The sequence below is a fragment of the Sphingopyxis sp. GC21 genome, assembly GCF_025727575.1.
In the GTDB taxonomy this organism is placed as follows: Bacteria; Pseudomonadota; Alphaproteobacteria; order Sphingomonadales; family Sphingomonadaceae; genus Sphingopyxis; species Sphingopyxis terrae_A.
In genome coordinates, this window is sequence record NZ_CP095845.1 from 2,788,013 (window position 1) to 2,802,819 (window position 14,807).

The window sequence follows — 14,807 nt, forward strand, 5'->3', positions numbered from 1 at the left end:
CTGTTCCTCCACTTATCCTGTTTTCTTTGAAAGGTTGCCCGCGCTCGCCGCTTCCCGTTCTGCTGACAGGATCTGGTCGACCGAAAGCGCCCCGATGGCGGGGACGTGCACGTCGGCATCGGGCAGCGCCTCTTCAGACCCGATGCCAATCGCCACCATGCCCGCCGCATGGATGGCTGAAATTCCGGCCTGCGCATCTTCGATACCGATGCAGCGTTCCGGGGGGAGGCCCATGCCGTCGGCACAGGCCAGGAATATGTCGGGCGCCGGCTTGTTCGCCGCGATCGCGCCCGCGTCGGCGATGAAATCGAACTGGTCGGCGATGCCGAGCAACCGAACGACGTCGCCGGCATTGCGGCTCGCCGAGGCGAGGCCGATCTTGATGCCCGCGCTGCGCAGCGCGGCAAAAAGCGCGCGCACGCCGTCGAACAGATTGGCGGGCGAATAAGCGGCCAGCCGCGCGCGGTAGAGCGCATTCTTCTCTGCAAGCATCGCCTCGAAGCGCGCGTCGTCGACCGACGCGCCCGCGCCGTCCAGGATAAGGCGCAGCGATCCCGCGCGATCGACGCCCTTCAGCCGGTCGTTGGCGGCGCGGTCGAAGGCATAGCCATATTGATCGGCCAGCGCCTGCCACGCATGGTAATGATCCTCGGCCGTGTCGGTCAGCACGCCGTCGAGGTCGAAGATCACGCCCTGCACCGCCGGGCGCGCCATCCGGACCGCCGCGTCGGCAAGACGAACCGGGCGGCCGTGATCGACAATATCGACCGGCGCGCCCGACAGGCGGCGATAGGTCGCCCCTTCGGCATCGACCGCAACCTCGATCACGCTGCCGCGCCACATCAGGCGGAAATGATAGCGCGCCCAGCCGGCGGGGATGCGCGGCGCGAAGGCGGGGCAATCGCCGCCGAGCCACAGACCGCCCCAGCCGTGCGCAAGCACGAGCCAGCTTCCCGCAAGCGCCGCCATGTGCAGGCCGTGCGAGGTGTTGCCGTGGCGATTTTCCAGATCGACGAAGGCGGCCTCGCGATGGAAATCGAGCGCCTCCCCATCCTCGCCGAGCCGCGCCGCCACAATTGCGAAGGCCACCGACGACAGCGTCGAATCATGCGCGGTGACGCGGCTGTAATAGTCGAAATTGCGCCGCTGCAACGCGAGCGGCAACGACACGAGATCCATCGCCATCGCCTGCAGCACATTGCCCTGCTTGGCGATTTGGTGCCGGAACAGGATCATCGGGTGATAGCGCATCAGCAGCGGCCCGCGCTCGTCGAGCGGTGCCAGATCAGCCAGCTTCGGCCGTCCCAGAAAGGCGTCGTCCTGCGGGCTTACCCCGGCCTCTGCATCGACCGGCAACCACATCGCCTCGGCGGCGCGGCGCCACATCGCGACTTCTTCGGCGTCGAGGCCGATGGCCTGCGCCAGCGCCGCGAAGGCCGCGGGATCGGTGTGCGCCAGCCAGTCGGCGGTGTCGGCAGCATAGGCAAGGTGCCGCGCCGCGATCGCGTTGGTGTAATAATCATTATCGACGAGCGCCGAATATTCGTCGGGCCCGGTCACGCCATAGATGCAGAAGGCCCCGCCGCGGCGCGGGTCGAAGGCGCCGATCTCGGGCCAGATGCGCGCGGTTTCGAACAGCATTTCGGCCGCAGCGCGGCGGACGTCGCTATCGCCCGTCGCCGCGACATACAGCGCAACGCCATGCGCCATGTCGCCGTTGATATGATATTGCGCCGACCCCGTCGGATAATGTGACGAACATTCGGCCCCGCCGATGGTCCGCCACGGATAGAGCGCGCCGCGCGCATGGCCAATGCCGCGCGCATGCGCCCGCGCCGCCGCAAGCTTGCCGATGCGATACTGCAGCAGGGTGCGCGCCCGGTCGGGCATCTGGAGCGCCAGCACCGGGAGCATGAAGGATTCGGCGTCCCAGAAATAATGGCCCTCATAGCCTTCGCCCGACAGCCCCTTGGCCGCGATACTGTGGTCCGGGTCGCGGCTGGCCGACTGGTGGAGCTGGAACAGGTCGAAACGCAGCGCCTGCGTCAGCGCGTCGTCGCCCGCGATCGCAAAATCGGCATGCGCCCACAATTGGTCGACCGCGCGCTGCTGCGCCGCCGCAATGGCGTCGAACGGCTGCGGTTCGGGCAGCGCATCGATGTCGACCGGGTGGCCGCGGGTGCAGGTCATGGCGACCACCCGGTCGACGCTCAGCGTGCCGCCGGCGACCAACGCGCCGCGCACCATATGGCCGCCGTCGATGCGCACCACCGGCGCATCGAGGCTGGCGACCCGCTGGCGATAGGCGAGTTCGACGGCACCCTGGGCAAACCGGACCACGGAAGGGGTGTCGCCCGGTTCGGAAGGCTGAACGGTCCAGACCGGCCGCAGCCGCCCGGAAATACGCGGATCGTCGGCCGCATCGGCGTTGCCGCCATCGGCATCGGTGCCGAAGATCAGATCGATCTCGATCGTCGCGGCGAAATCCACCGGCGAGACCGACAGACGCGTTGCGACGCAGGCATCGCCGTCCAACGGAACGATGCGAACGGCCGCAATCTCGATCGTCCGGCCATCGGCGAGACGCCAGCGGGTGCGGCGGCGAAGCTGTCCCCAGGCAAGATCGAGCAGGCTCTCGGCTTCGAGGCGCTCGGCAGCCGCAAAATCGACCGGCGCGCCGTCGATCCGCAGGCGCAGGGCCACCGGGCTCGGGCATTTGATCCGCGTGTCAGTCGCGGTCGCGTAGCCGGGAAAGCTTTCATGATAATCGATCGGGCGGCTGACATAGGCGCCGGGGAGATAGGCGCAGGGCGCAGCGGCGCATTCGTCGGCGACGCCCTCAACGCCGACCAGGCCGTTGGCGAGCGCGAACAGCGCGGCCGCCTGATCGCCGACGGCGTCGCCGCCGTGTCGGACAAGCCGCATCGTATCAGAAGCTGCGCTGGAAATTGCCACTGTCATCCTCACCCGCGGCGCACGCTCGGCCGGCGCGCGCTCCATCGAAGCCATCTTGTGGTGCAAAAATGGTATCGATGTCAAGTTATCGATACCATTGCGGGAAAGGACGTGCGAACTACGGCGCGTTCGCGCAGTGATTCAGCTTTCGCGTGCGACCAGTTCCACGCTCATGGCGCGCGAATCGGCGCCCTTGCCCGCGACGAGATCGAGCACCTTCTTGGCGAGCAATTCGCCGCCGACCGCCCAGTCCTGCCGGATGGTGGTGAGTTTGGGCGATACGATCGCTGCGCCGGGGGAATCGTCGAAGCCGACGACCGATACGTCGCCGGGTACGGACAGGCCGCGCGCCTGCAACGCTTCGATCGCGCCCATCGCAATGGCATCGCTCGCCGCGAAGACGCCGTCGAAGGCAGTGCCCTTGGCCAGAAGCCGATCGATCGCCTCGCGCCCGGCGGCGGCGGTGAAGGCGCAGGCGATCCGCTCAATCACCGCGGCGTCGCTGCCCTTCAGCGCGTCGGCAAAGCCCTGGAGCCGATCCTCGACCTCGCCATGCTGGGTTTCACCAAGGAACAGCAGCGCGCGGCGCCCGCGCGCGCGCAGATAGTCGGCGGCGAGCCCGCCGCCCGCGCGATTGTCGCTGCCGACGACGACGCGTCCGGGCGGGCCGTGCGCCGCGCCCCAGACCACATACGGCAGCCCGGTCGCCTCGATCGCCGCGGCGGCATCGTCATGCACGCCCTGCCCCAGCAGGATGACCCCGTCGGCCGACGGCGGGTGCTGTGCGAACAACTCGATCGTCGTCAGCACCATATTCTGTCCGGCTGCAGTCAGTTCCTGCATGATCCCGCCGAGCAGCGAGAGCGGATAAGGTTCGCTCATCAGGCGGTCGTGCGAGGGGGCCATTTCGATGACTACGGCGATGGTCCGGGTGCGTTGCTGCCGCAGATTGCGCGCCGAAATATTGAGCCGGTAGCCCATGCGTTCGGCGGTGTCGCGGATCAGCCGGCGCGTGCTTTCCTTGACCGTCGGGCTGTCCGAAAGCGCGCGCGAAACGGTGATCTTCGCGACGCCCAGCTCGCGCGCGATGTCGGCCATCGTCGGGCGCGCATTGCCGCCGCCAAGGGGACCGGTGCCATTAGCCATGGCTCCCCTTAACGCGCGTCCGCCTTGTTTCACAAGCGCCTAAGAGGAGGGCGGCGGGGACGGAAGCCCGCCCCCGCCGCGACCGGTCAGAGCGCCGATCCTCCCAATTTGTAGGTGAGCTGCAGGAACACGCTGCGTCCGATGCTGTCGAACCAGCTGGTGTTGTAATAGGGATAGCTCGACCAGGTCGGGTCCTTGACGGGGTTCGTGTCGAACAGGTTGCGCACCGTCAGCGAGCCGCGCAGATGATCGGTGAAATCATATTGCATGGTCGCATTGAAGAGGTAGCTCGCCTTGATGAACGCATCCTCGTCATAATTGGGCAGCTTGCCGAGCCGGGTGCCCGAAAAGGTCAGCTGAAAGCCCTCATTTTCGTATGAGATGCTGCCGTTCGACTTGTCGCGCGGCAGGTAATAGCCGCTATCGACGGCGAGCTTGTCGACGAACGGATCGCCCGGATATTGCTGGAAACTGTGCTTGAACACATGGCTGTGCGCGAGCGACAGGGTGAAGTTGCCGATACCGGTTGGCAGGCTGCCGCGGAAGGCGATATCGATCCCGCTCGTCCTTTCGCGCGCAATGTTGATCGGATTGACGCGGATCGACGAGATCTGCCCGGCATTGCCGCCGCTGGCAAAGCGCGTGATGCGCGCGAAGGCATCCTGACAGGTCGGCGAATTGGGATCGAGCTTGGGCGTGCCGCCCGCGGTCAGCACGCTGCAGTCCGCCTCGGTCCGGGCCAGCGTGTCGATGCTGAGATCGTCGACCTGATTGTCGAGCGTCACGCGGAAATAATCGACCGAAACATGGAGGCGGCTCGACGGCGAAAAGACGATGCCTCCCGTCAGCGTTCGTCCGGTTTCGGCGTCGAGGTTGCGGTTGCCGGTCCGGTTCACGACGACGCCGGTCCCCGAATAGCTGCAATCGCCGATATCCTCGTCGGGCTCTTCGACCGCGCACAGATAATAGTCATCGACGCTGCTCTGCACATTGCCCGGCCCCGTAAAGACATAGTGGAGGTCGGGCGCGCGGAAGGCAGTGCCATAGGCGGCGCGCAGCAGCAGGCTGCTCGTCGGTCGGACTTCGACCCCGCCATTATAGGTGAACTTGCCGACATCGCGGCCGGCAAAGCCGAAGGTGTCATAGCGGCCGGCACCCGTCAGCGTCACGAAATCGAGCACCGGCACGCGCACTTCGCCGCCGATCGCGGCATGGCTGCGCTTGCCCGCACCGTCGCTGTCTTTCCAGCTGTAATAATAGTCGGTGAGCGCCAGCGGATCGGGACGCAGATTATAGCCCTGCTTGCCATATTCGGCGACCACCGCGACCCCGACCGGGCCGGCCGGAAGCTGGAACAGCTCGCCATTGGTCAGCGTCGCCTGCAAATTGCTGGTCCAGCTATACGGACGATAGACCGTATCGGCCGAAATGCTGTCATATTCGGCAGGCGTCAGCGCGGTGTAGAGCCGCGCGGGATCGGCGTTGAAAATCGGATAGCCGCTGTCCTCGTCGACCCCCAGCTGTTCGCCCAGAAAGAAGGCGATCGCCTTGGAATTGACGATCTGGGGCCAGCGCACGACCGACTGGTAGCGGCTGTAATTGAAAGATGCCTCGTAATTCCAGGCATTGCCAAAATTGCCGCGGATACCGGGCGTGATGCTGTAGGTCGTCTGCTTGCTGCGCTGCATTTCCAGCCCGCCGGTTTCTTCCGGGGCAAACTGGCGCGACCAGTCGTCGATCGTATCGTCGAACGCGTTGTAAACCCACATTCTCCAAGTAAGTCGCTGATTTCGCTGTCGTAATCGTGATATTTCGCATATAAATCATGGCGTTGACGGCTGCGAGGGGCGCGTTTCATGGATCACCTGGAGGGTGCGGGCTTGGCGCGGGGAGATCGGGTTGATTTCGACCGCCGTGTGCGTCTGGAGTTCCGTGGTGCGCAGATCAGTTCAGACGGTGGCCTGCTGGTGATGCGCGAGCTTGATGACGTGCTCGGCCTGTCCAATCTGGCGTCGGAGGCGCTGCGAGACAGCCGCACCGGGAAGAACACGCTCCATCGGCTTGACGGATTGTTCCGGCAATCGGTGTTCGGACGACTGGCCGGATACGAGGATGTGAACGATGCCGACCGCTTGGCCCTCGATCCCGTGATGCGTCAGGTCGTTGGCGGCAGGGCCGTCGAGGCGCAAGCTGCTTCGGCATCGCAGATGGGACGGTTCGAGACCGAGACGCTGGCTCTGGCCGCGAACCGGGCGGCGCTGGCCGATCTGAACGGCCAATGGATCGACCGGTTTCATGACCGCAACGGGTTGAAATACATCGTGCTGGACATGGACAGCTCGGTCAGCCCCACCCACGGCGATCAGGAAGGTACTGCCTGGAACGGGCATTTCGACTGCACCTGCTATCACCCCATCTTCTTGTTCAACCAGTTTGGCATGCTGGAGCGCTGCGCCCTGCGTAACGGCAATGTCCACAGCGCCGATGGCTGGCGGGATGTCCTTGATCCCGTCATTGCCCGATATGCTGGCCGCGACCTTGGTGGACGCTTCTTCCGGGCCGACGCTGCCTACGCGATCCCCGCGATCTATATGCGGCTGGAAGAAGCCAGGTTCTTCTACGCCATCCGTCTGCCCGCCAACGCCGTCTTGCGCGAGAAGATCGCGCATCGGCTGACACGGCCCGTGGGACGGCCTTCGCTGACCAAGGTCAAACGGTTCTTCGAGGACTTCGAGTATCAGGCGGCGTCCTGGGACAAGCCGCGCCGCGTCATCGCCAAGATCGAATGGCATCCGGGCGAGCTGTTCCCCAAAGTCGGCTTCATCGTCACCAACCTGCCGATGGAGCCAGACTGGGTGGTGAGGTTCTACAACCAGCGCGGCACCGCAGAGCAGCACATCAAGGAAGGCAAATATGCCTTTCGCTGGACGCGGCTGTCATGCCGGAAGTTCCGGCACAACGAGGTGCGGCTGCAACTGCACGCGCTGGCCTACAACCTGGCAACCTTCCTGCGCTGCATCGAACTGCCCGAGGCCATGGCGGACTGGTCGTTGACCAGCCTGCAACTCAAGCTGATCAAGATCGGCGCCCGCGTCGTCCGCCACGCCCGCGCCATTACCTTCCAGTTGGCCGAGGTCGCCGTCACCGGCCCGATGGTGCGGGCCGTCCTTGCCGCCATCCGCCGTCTTCGAACGCCTCCGTCATGCGCATGACCACGATCCATGCCCAAGCTGAACGAAAGCGGCAGGACAGGTCCGTCTGCCGCGCGGAAAAGCGGCTCTGCCGGGCCAGAATGCTGCGGGTTCGAGGCTTGATCCACCCGACTTCGGCCGTTTGCGCGACGACAGACACCGCTCGGGGCGAAAAACGCTTGCCCAGCGAGCAAAATCAGGCGATCTTGAAGTCAAGCGGCGGGCCACTTGGGGAATGTCGGGTGATTAGCAAGATCGGGACCGCCATGGCGTCGACCTATGCCTTCAGCGCCGGAGCGCACGGAGACTGGCGTATCTCCTCGATCGCGGCCTATCGCGGCGCCGGCCTCGCACCGGCCGAGGCCCTGACCATCCACCCCTGGGAGCCCGGCCCGATCGATGACCCTACAAGTTGGCGCCTGCTCGGCACGGTCAGCAACCTCCGCTATGCGACGCGAGACGAGGTGGCCGGCCTGAGGGCGCGCCAGGAGGGCCTCGACCGCCGACAGGCGACCCATGCAGCCCTGATCCCAATCAAAAAGTCGGCGGCCTGGTGGGACCTCGCGCAGGATGACAGACGCGCGATCTTCGAAGAGACCTCGCAGCACACGGCGATCGGCATGGAGTACCTTCCGGCGATCGCGCGCCGGCTGCACCACAGCCGCGACCTCGGCGAGCCGTTCGATTTCCTGACCTGGTTCGAGTTCGCACCGGCCGATGAGCCGGCGTTCGACAGGCTTTTGGCGCGGCTGCGAGCGACGCGGGAATGGGATTTCGTTGAGCGCGAGGTCGATGTCCGGCTTGTCCGGACCGAGCCTGTCTAAGCGAAGCCTCAGACCCGCCCCGACACCGGAATGAACGCACCGGTGACGCCGCTGGCATCCTCGGCGAGCAGGAAGGCGATGGCGTCGGCGATCTCACGCGGCCGCACCCAGGCGGTGTGGTCGGCGTCGGGCATGGCCGCCCGGTTCTGCGGGGTGTCGATGATGCTGGGCAGGATCGCGTTGACGCGTATGCGGTCGGCCTTGAGCTCGTCGGCGAAGCTCTCGACAAGCCGATGGACGGCGCTCTTGGCACCGGCATAGGCGCCAAGCCCCGACGGCGCCTTCACGGCCGCACCGGCGCCGATGGCCAGCAGGCTGCCGCGACCGGCTGCGCACATGGGCGGCAGCGCGGCCCGGAAGATGTTGAGCGTGGTCAGGACGTTCAACCGGTACATCTGCTCCCAGAGATCGGGGCCTCCCTCGGCGGCGGCGGCCGAGGCGAAGCCGCCCACGGTATGGGCGATGCCGTATAATGGCTATCCGTCGCTGACCATCTCCGGCCAGGCGGCGCCGGGCGAGTCCTCCGGGACCGCGCTCAAGGAGATGGAGAAGATCGCGTAAAAACTGTTGTCCGAACTCGACGACGAGCTTTCGAACGCCCAGCTCGTGACGTCGTACATCAGCCGGACCTTACTGATTCCGAACTGAAAGTCGGCGAACAATTTGGCATTGTCCGACAGCTCGTACGACATCGTGCCGAAGCTGTTGAAGCCCTTGCGACCCGAAACGATCGTGCCGTAGCCGATCGACGTCTTGCTGCCGCAGTAATAGCCGGGGCCGTAATCGTCGATCGCCGGATCATAATCGCCGTAGCGCGGACGCGACGTATAGATGGTCGAACCGCCGTTGAGGTTCGCAACCCCGGCGCAGGCCGCCGGACCCGGATCGATATAGCTGTCGTTTTCGATGCTGTAGCGCAGGAAGGTGCGGCGCGCGATCGTGCTGCCGGGACTGTCGTCGGTGCTGTCCTGGATCGAACGATCATAAGCCCACAGCGGACGCTGGTCGAGATATTCGATACCGGCCGCGATGCTGAAACGGTCGGTCGACCAGCCGCCGGTCGCGGTGAAGCGATGCGACATGCCGCCACCATGCTGGGTGCGGCCGTGGCGATAGTCGAGCGTCAGGCCGTCCAGATTTTCCTTCATCTTGAAGTTGATGACGCCCGCAATCGCGTCCGAACCATAAATGGCCGAGGCTGCACCCGACAATATCTCGACCTTGTCGATCAGCCCCACCGGGATATTCGAAATGTCGGTGAAGTTGCTGCGGCCGATATAGGGCAGCGGGAAATCGGCGATGCGGCGCCCGTTGACGAGCACGAGCGTGTGGTTGGGGCCAAGCCCGCGCAGGTCGACCTGCTGCGCGCCGGGGGTGAAGTCGGCGCTGCTGCCCGACTGCGGGCTTTGCGTCTCGCCGCTGTTCTGGGTCATCGCCGCGAGCAGTTCGGGGACGCTGGTATAGCCGTTGGCGCGGATCGCATCGGAATCGATGGTCGTGACCGCCGACGGCCCCTGATCCTTTATCGTGGGAATGCGCGAACCGGTGACGATGATCTCCTGCACCGCGCCCTCGTCCGACGCGTCCTGCGCCAGCGCCGGCGTGGCGAGCGCGGGAAGGCAGACGCCCAGCCCTAGAATGATGCGAAGCGACCGTCGGCCGAGATGTTCCATCGAAAAGCCCCTATCCTGTCTGCGGCGCGAATCGGCGCCCCCAATGCCCTGTCACGAGACGCGCCCTATCAGCCAGAACGGACCGAAAATTTCAATCATTATGACTAAAACAGGAATCATATTGTCATTTTGCGTGTCGATTATGTAACATCCATCGATCAGAGTTGCCGAAGGAGATATGCTGATGCCGCCGATCAGACTGTTCAAATGGATCACCGCACTGCTGTACGCGCTCCTTCTCGCCGCGCCGCCAGCGGCGGCGAAAGACCAGCCCTACGAACATTATGTCTATGGCGCGCTGAACACGCCGACGCCGGGTCCGGTATCGGGCGGACTGCTGCTGATGGGCGGAGGCGACCGGAATATCGACGCGATGAAATGGTTCTTCGGCAAGGCCGGAAAGGGCCACATCGTCGTCCTCAGCGCTTCTTACGGCAAGGAAATCGGCGAGGAATTCTATCGCGACATCGGCGGCATCCAGTCGGTCGAAATCTTCGTTTTCCACGCGCGTTCGCAAGCGACCGACAAGAAGATTCTCGACCGGCTGCGCAAGGCCGACGGCATCTTCATCGCCGGCGGCGACCAGTCGCGATATGTGCGCTTCTGGCGCGGCACGCCGGTCAACGAGATCATCGACGCGCATGTCGCGGCGGGCAAGCCGCTCGCCGGGACCAGCGCCGGCCTCGCGATGCAGGGCGAAAAACTCTATGGCGCGATGGACGACGGCAGCATCAAGAGTCCTGAGGCGCTCGCCGATCCGCTCGGCCCCGCTAACACCATCGAAGGCGAATTCCTGCACCTGGCGCTGCTCAAGGGCATCGTCACCGATACGCATTTCAAGGAACGCGACCGGCTCGGCCGCCTTTTCGCCTTCGTCGCCAAGGCGCAGGTCGGACGCGCTGCCGACGCGCCCGCGATGATCGGGCTCGGCGTCGATGAAAGCGCCGCGCTCGCGGTCGAACCCGACGGGTCGGGGCGCATCTATGCGACCGCACCCGACGGCTATGCCTGGGTCGTGGACGGATCGGAACTGCGCAACGTCAGCGACCGCAGGCCGCTCGATGTGCCGCGGGTGAAGGTGACGGGGGTCGGGCCGGGCTCGGTCGTTCACCTGCCCTCGGGCCGCGTCGATGCGCCGGTGTTCGTGCGCAACTATGCCGCGCGCGCGGGCGAACTGGTCGAGGTGCCGCGCTGGTCGCTCGCGATCCATGGCGGCGCCGGGGTCATCAAGCCCGGCTCGCTCACCCCCGACAAGGAAGCCGCCTATCGCGCCGGCCTCGACGCCGCGCTGCGCGCCGGATCGGCGGTGCTCGACAAGGGCGGCCCGGCGCTCGACGCGGTCGCGGCGGCGGTGCGCGTGCTCGAGGACAATCCGCTTTTCAATGCCGGTCGCGGCGCCGTGTTCACCGCCGAGGGGACCAACGAACTCGATTCCGCGATCATGGACGGCGCCACGCTCAAGGCCGGTGCCGTCGCGGGTGTCACGCGCACCCGTCACCCGATCGACCTTGCCCGCGCGGTGATGGACAAGAGCCCGCACGTTCTCTTGGCGCGCGACGGCGCCGACCGCTTCTCGGTCGAACAGGGGCTCGAACAGGTCGACCCCGCCTGGTTCCGGACGGATCAGCGGTGGCAGCAGTTGCTCGCCTGGCGCAAGAAGCATCAGGCCGCGCTCGACCCGACGCATCTGTTCGGCACCGTCGGCGCGGTTGCGATCGATGTCAACGGCAATCTCGCCGCCGCAACCTCGACCGGCGGCATGACCGGCAAGCGCTGGGGCCGCATCGGCGATTCGCCGATCATCGGCGCGGGCACCTATGCCAGCAACGGCCGATGCGCGGTTTCGGCGACGGGATCGGGCGAATATTTCATCCGCGAAAGCGCGGCGCGGCAGGTCTGCGACCGCGTCGCGTGGAAAGGCGAAAGCCTGAACGACGCGGCGCAGGCGACCATCGCGGCGGTCGGTGCGATCGGCGGCGACGGCGGCCTGATCGCGATGGGCCCCGACGGCCGCCCGGTCTTTGCACTCAACGACCTTGGCATGTATCGTGGCCGGATGACGGCCGGGGCGGAACCACAGACGGCGATCTTCGCTGACGAGGCATGGGCGGACTGATGGCGCCGATGACCGTCAGTCTCGACGAGATCGACGATCGCCTGCTCACCCTGCTGCGCGACGATGCGCGCCAGACCATCGCACAGCTTGCGAAGGAACTCGGCATCTCGCGCGGCCAGGTCTATTCGCGGCTCGCGCGGCTGGAAGAGGATAATATCGTCGCGGGCTATACGGTGCGGCTGGGACAAGCCTTTGCCGCCGGCCGCGTCCGCGCCCATATGATGATCAAGACGTTGCCGCGCTATCACCGCGAGGTCGAGGCCGCCCTCGCCGGCTTTACCCAGGTTCAGGCGATCCACGCGATCAGCGGCGAATATGACATCATCGCGATGCTGGAAGCGGAGGACAGCGCCCTGCTCAACGAGCTGATCGACGAGATCGGCCTGCTCGACGGGGTCGAACGCACGACGACGTCGGTCATATTGGTGACCAAGATCGAACGCTGACCCCTTCCCTCCGGCGACGACCGAACCGGTCAGTTGGTCCAGTAGATATAATCCTGCCCGTCCTTCCACGGCGCGTTGAGCGGCACGTCGATCCGCACCGGCCCCTCGATCAGCCCCGGCCAGATCGGCTTGGCCATCCCCTTGTTCTGCGCCTCGATCATCGCACGAAGCTGTGCGACGCGCTGCGGCTCCTGCGCCGACACATCATGCTGTTCGGTCGGATCGATAGCGACATTATAGAGGCGAACCTTTTCGGGCCGCTTCGTTACCTGCAATTTCCAGTCGCCCGCGCGCACGACGCGATAGTCGCCCGAACGCCAGTACATCTCCTGGCGATGCGCCGGCCCGGCAAGGATATTCTGGCTGTCGACGATGCGATCGGTCGGCACCTTCGCCCCCGCCGCGGCGGCGATCGTCGAATATATGTCGATATGCCCGGTCACGTCGGCGCGGGTAGAACCCGGCGCGATATGGCCCGGCCAGCGCATGAAGAAGGGCGTGCGGATGCCGCCCTCGAAGAAGGTCGCCTTCCATCCCCGATAGGGCGCGTTGAGGTGCGGGATGCCGGTGTACCAGGCCCCGCCATTGTCGCTGGTGAAGATGACAAGCGTATTGTCGTCGATCCCCGCCTGCTTGAGCTTCGCCATGACATCGCCGATGCGGCGGTCGAGCTGCGCGATCATCGCTCCGTAAACGCGCGTCTTGTGATCCTTGATCTGCGGCAGCCGGTCATATTCCTCGCGCGTTGCCTGCAACGGCGTGTGCGGCGCATTGAACGCCAGATACATGAAGAAGGGCCGGTTCTTGTTCGCCTCGATCGCCTTTTCGGCTTCGGCGGCGAAATAGTCGGTCATATGCCCCTGGGGATGAAAGCGCTTGCCGCCGTTGAAGGTGACGGCGTGGCGCAGATTGGCCCAGATGAAACGGTCGATCGGATCCCACGGCAGCTTGGCGTTGACCGTATCGGGATCGTCGTCGGGCAGGAATTTCGCGCCCCCCGCCAGAATCGCGAGGCTTTCGTCGAAACCCTGCGCATTGGGCTGCAAGCGCGGCGCTTCGCCCAGATGCCATTTGCCGATGTGGATGGTGTGATATCCCGCCGCCTTCACCGCTTCGGCAATGGTAATTTCGCTCGGCGGGACGCCCATGTCGGGATAGTCGGGAATATCGTCGGTGATCAGTTCCTTGTGGAATACCGCCTTCAGCGGGCCAAGGCCGCCGCCATGCGCCAGATTCTCGGCAAAGGCGGTCGGCACCGCGGTGAACTCGAAACCGAAGCGAGTCGGATAGCGGCCGGTCATCATCGCCGCGCGCGACGGCGAACAGGTGGCGTTCGCGGCATAGGCGGTGGTGAAGTTCAGCCCCTGACGTGCCAGCGCGTCGATGTTGGGCGTCTTGACGATCCCGCCCGCAACGCCGCCGCCGTTCAGGCTGATGTCGTTCCAGCCCAGATCGTCGGCGACGATCAGGATGATGTTGGGCGGGCGCTTGGTCCCCGGCGCGGTGACGGGGGCCGCACCCGGCCCCTGCTGCCAGACCACCGCGTGGTTCGGCTGCACCGGGTCGCGCCAATCCTGGATCATCCCGGGCAGACGATATTTATTCTCCTGAAAACCCCAATAGCCACCCGCGCCGATCAGCGCGACGACGCCCAATGCAATCCAGCGTTTCTTCATCGGTCCCCTCCGGCCCCCTCTAAGCCCATGTCAAAAGCGCGATATGCGCAAGCGCCGCAGCGAGCGCGAGCCCCAGCCCCACCGTGACCCGCGGGCTGGCATAAAAGGCGATCTGTCGCTGCGTCGGGAAAGAGAAGGTCGTCTCGATCCCCAGTGTCTTGTTCGGATGCACGGCGCGAAAGGCCGGATCGGCCGCCATGCGGATCAGATCGCGGCGGCTGCGGTATCGCATCGTGCCGACCAGCGACCAGCCGGGGTCGGCGGGTGTGTTCCACGCGTCGATATAGCCGCCGACCTTGGCGCCGACATAGAGCGGATGCCCGCCGCGCGCGATCAGCCCGCGCACGAAGGGGTCCGAATAGCGGCGCAGCCATTCGCTGCCCGCGCGCGTCTCGCCGCTGGCGGGATCGGTGACTTGGCCCGGCCGCGTGCGGACAAGATTGACCATGACGAATTCGCGTCCGTCGTCGTCCTCCAGAAAAGCGCGCAGGCGGGCGCTGTCGTTGCCCGTTTCCTCCATGCGATCGCCGAGCGTGCCCAGAAAGGCGTCGATCTCGGCGCGCGTCAGCGGGCGGTGGAACCCATCGTAGAACAGCAGGAAGGCGAGCCAGAGCAGCAACGCGCCCGCCCAAATCGCGCCGACAAGAAAAGCCTGCTCCCCCATCATTCCCCCGACTCTTCGGTTGCCCCGAAACTATTGGCACTATATGTGTCATTATATCGGGCGCGGCGCAAGATGCTTCGAAGCGGGCATTGACCACGGCGCCAAGCTGCGCCAGC

The 14,807-nt window shown here is 65.4% G+C and carries 11 protein-coding genes; 4 read left to right on the forward strand and 7 right to left on the reverse strand.

Annotation, left to right across the window (positions count from 1 at the left end; translation table 11 throughout):
• Nucleotides 1–12: 12 nt before the first annotated feature.
• The 3 genes from pgmB to MU856_RS13515 all read right to left on the reverse strand — a co-directional run bounded on the left by pgmB (nt 13) and on the right by MU856_RS13515 (nt 5,870).
• Nucleotides 13–2,925 (reverse strand): beta-phosphoglucomutase, encoded by a 2,913-nt coding sequence (gene pgmB / locus MU856_RS13505; RefSeq protein ID WP_263587749.1) that lies wholly within the window; start codon nt 2,923–2,925, stop codon nt 13–15.
• A 171-nt stretch (nt 2,926–3,096) separates the two neighbouring features.
• Entirely contained in the window at nt 3,097–4,101 is a 1,005-nt protein-coding gene (locus MU856_RS13510; RefSeq protein ID WP_263587750.1) for a LacI family DNA-binding transcriptional regulator, read from the reverse strand.
• Between the two features lie 86 nt (nt 4,102–4,187).
• On the reverse strand, nt 4,188–5,870 hold the full coding sequence (locus MU856_RS13515) for a TonB-dependent receptor domain-containing protein (protein ID WP_263587751.1): 1,683 nt from the start codon (nt 5,868–5,870) through the stop codon (nt 4,188–4,190).
• Between the two features lie 87 nt (nt 5,871–5,957).
• Between MU856_RS13515 and MU856_RS13520 the strand changes: the two genes are divergently transcribed.
• Together MU856_RS13520 and MU856_RS13525 are read left to right on the forward strand one after the other, a co-directional pair.
• The gene (locus MU856_RS13520; protein ID WP_011997539.1) at nt 5,958–7,313 is read left to right on the forward strand and encodes an IS1380-like element ISPme1 family transposase; all 1,356 of its coding nucleotides are present in this window, start codon (nt 5,958–5,960) and stop codon (nt 7,311–7,313) included.
• 245 nt (nt 7,314–7,558) lie between these two features.
• Entirely contained in the window at nt 7,559–8,116 is a 558-nt protein-coding gene (locus tag MU856_RS13525; protein WP_199259175.1) for a chlorite dismutase family protein, read from the forward strand.
• Between the two features lie 8 nt (nt 8,117–8,124).
• On the opposite strand, the gene MU856_RS13530 is transcribed toward MU856_RS13525, so the two are convergent.
• Both MU856_RS13530 and MU856_RS13535 read right to left on the reverse strand, forming a co-directional pair.
• Nucleotides 8,125–8,568 carry an SDR family oxidoreductase gene (locus MU856_RS13530; RefSeq protein ID WP_230168310.1) on the reverse strand — a complete coding sequence of 148 codons (444 nt, stop codon included), beginning with the start codon at nt 8,566–8,568 and terminating at the stop codon, nt 8,125–8,127.
• Nucleotides 8,569–8,592: 24 nt separating this feature from the next.
• Nucleotides 8,593–9,789: a TonB-dependent receptor plug domain-containing protein gene (locus MU856_RS13535; protein WP_263587752.1), complete on the reverse strand. Its 1,197-nt coding sequence runs from the start codon at nt 9,787–9,789 to the stop codon at nt 8,593–8,595.
• A gap of 184 nt (nt 9,790–9,973) precedes the next feature.
• Between MU856_RS13535 and MU856_RS13540 the strand changes: the two genes are divergently transcribed.
• Entirely contained in the window at nt 9,974–11,905 is a 1,932-nt protein-coding gene (locus tag MU856_RS13540) for an isoaspartyl peptidase/L-asparaginase (RefSeq protein WP_263587753.1), read from the forward strand.
• Nucleotides 11,905–12,351, forward strand: a complete 447-nt coding sequence (locus MU856_RS13545; RefSeq protein WP_040590524.1) for an Lrp/AsnC family transcriptional regulator — start codon at nt 11,905–11,907, stop codon at nt 12,349–12,351. The genes MU856_RS13540 and MU856_RS13545 overlap by 1 nt, the downstream gene beginning before the upstream one ends.
• 29 nt (nt 12,352–12,380) lie before the next feature.
• On the opposite strand, the gene MU856_RS13550 is transcribed toward MU856_RS13545, so the two are convergent.
• A complete protein-coding gene (locus MU856_RS13550) occupies nt 12,381–14,027 on the reverse strand; it encodes a sulfatase-like hydrolase/transferase (protein ID WP_263587754.1) in 1,647 nt (548 codons plus the stop codon).
• A gap of 19 nt (nt 14,028–14,046) precedes the next feature.
• Nucleotides 14,047–14,694: a hypothetical protein gene (locus MU856_RS13555; RefSeq protein ID WP_263587755.1), complete on the reverse strand. Its 648-nt coding sequence runs from the start codon at nt 14,692–14,694 to the stop codon at nt 14,047–14,049.
• Between the last annotated feature and the right edge of the window lie 113 nt (nt 14,695–14,807).

Coding starts and splice junctions, on each gene's coding strand:
- MU856_RS13540 (WP_263587753.1), top strand. CDS start 9,974: ATGCCGCCGATCAGACTGTTCAAATGGATCACCGCACTGCTGTACGCG.
- MU856_RS13555 (WP_263587755.1), bottom strand. CDS start 14,694: ATGATGGGGGAGCAGGCTTTTCTTGTCGGCGCGATTTGGGCGGGCGCG.
- MU856_RS13550 (WP_263587754.1), bottom strand. CDS start 14,027: ATGAAGAAACGCTGGATTGCATTGGGCGTCGTCGCGCTGATCGGCGCG.
- MU856_RS13520 (WP_011997539.1), top strand. CDS start 5,958: ATGGATCACCTGGAGGGTGCGGGCTTGGCGCGGGGAGATCGGGTTGAT.
- pgmB (WP_263587749.1), bottom strand. CDS start 2,925: ATGCGGCTTGTCCGACACGGCGGCGACGCCGTCGGCGATCAGGCGGCC.
- MU856_RS13510 (WP_263587750.1), bottom strand. CDS start 4,101: ATGGCTAATGGCACCGGTCCCCTTGGCGGCGGCAATGCGCGCCCGACG.
- MU856_RS13535 (WP_263587752.1), bottom strand. CDS start 9,789: ATGGAACATCTCGGCCGACGGTCGCTTCGCATCATTCTAGGGCTGGGC.
- MU856_RS13515 (WP_263587751.1), bottom strand. CDS start 5,870: ATGTGGGTTTACAACGCGTTCGACGATACGATCGACGACTGGTCGCGC.
- MU856_RS13525 (WP_199259175.1), top strand. CDS start 7,559: ATGGCGTCGACCTATGCCTTCAGCGCCGGAGCGCACGGAGACTGGCGT.
- MU856_RS13545 (WP_040590524.1), top strand. CDS start 11,905: ATGGCGCCGATGACCGTCAGTCTCGACGAGATCGACGATCGCCTGCTC.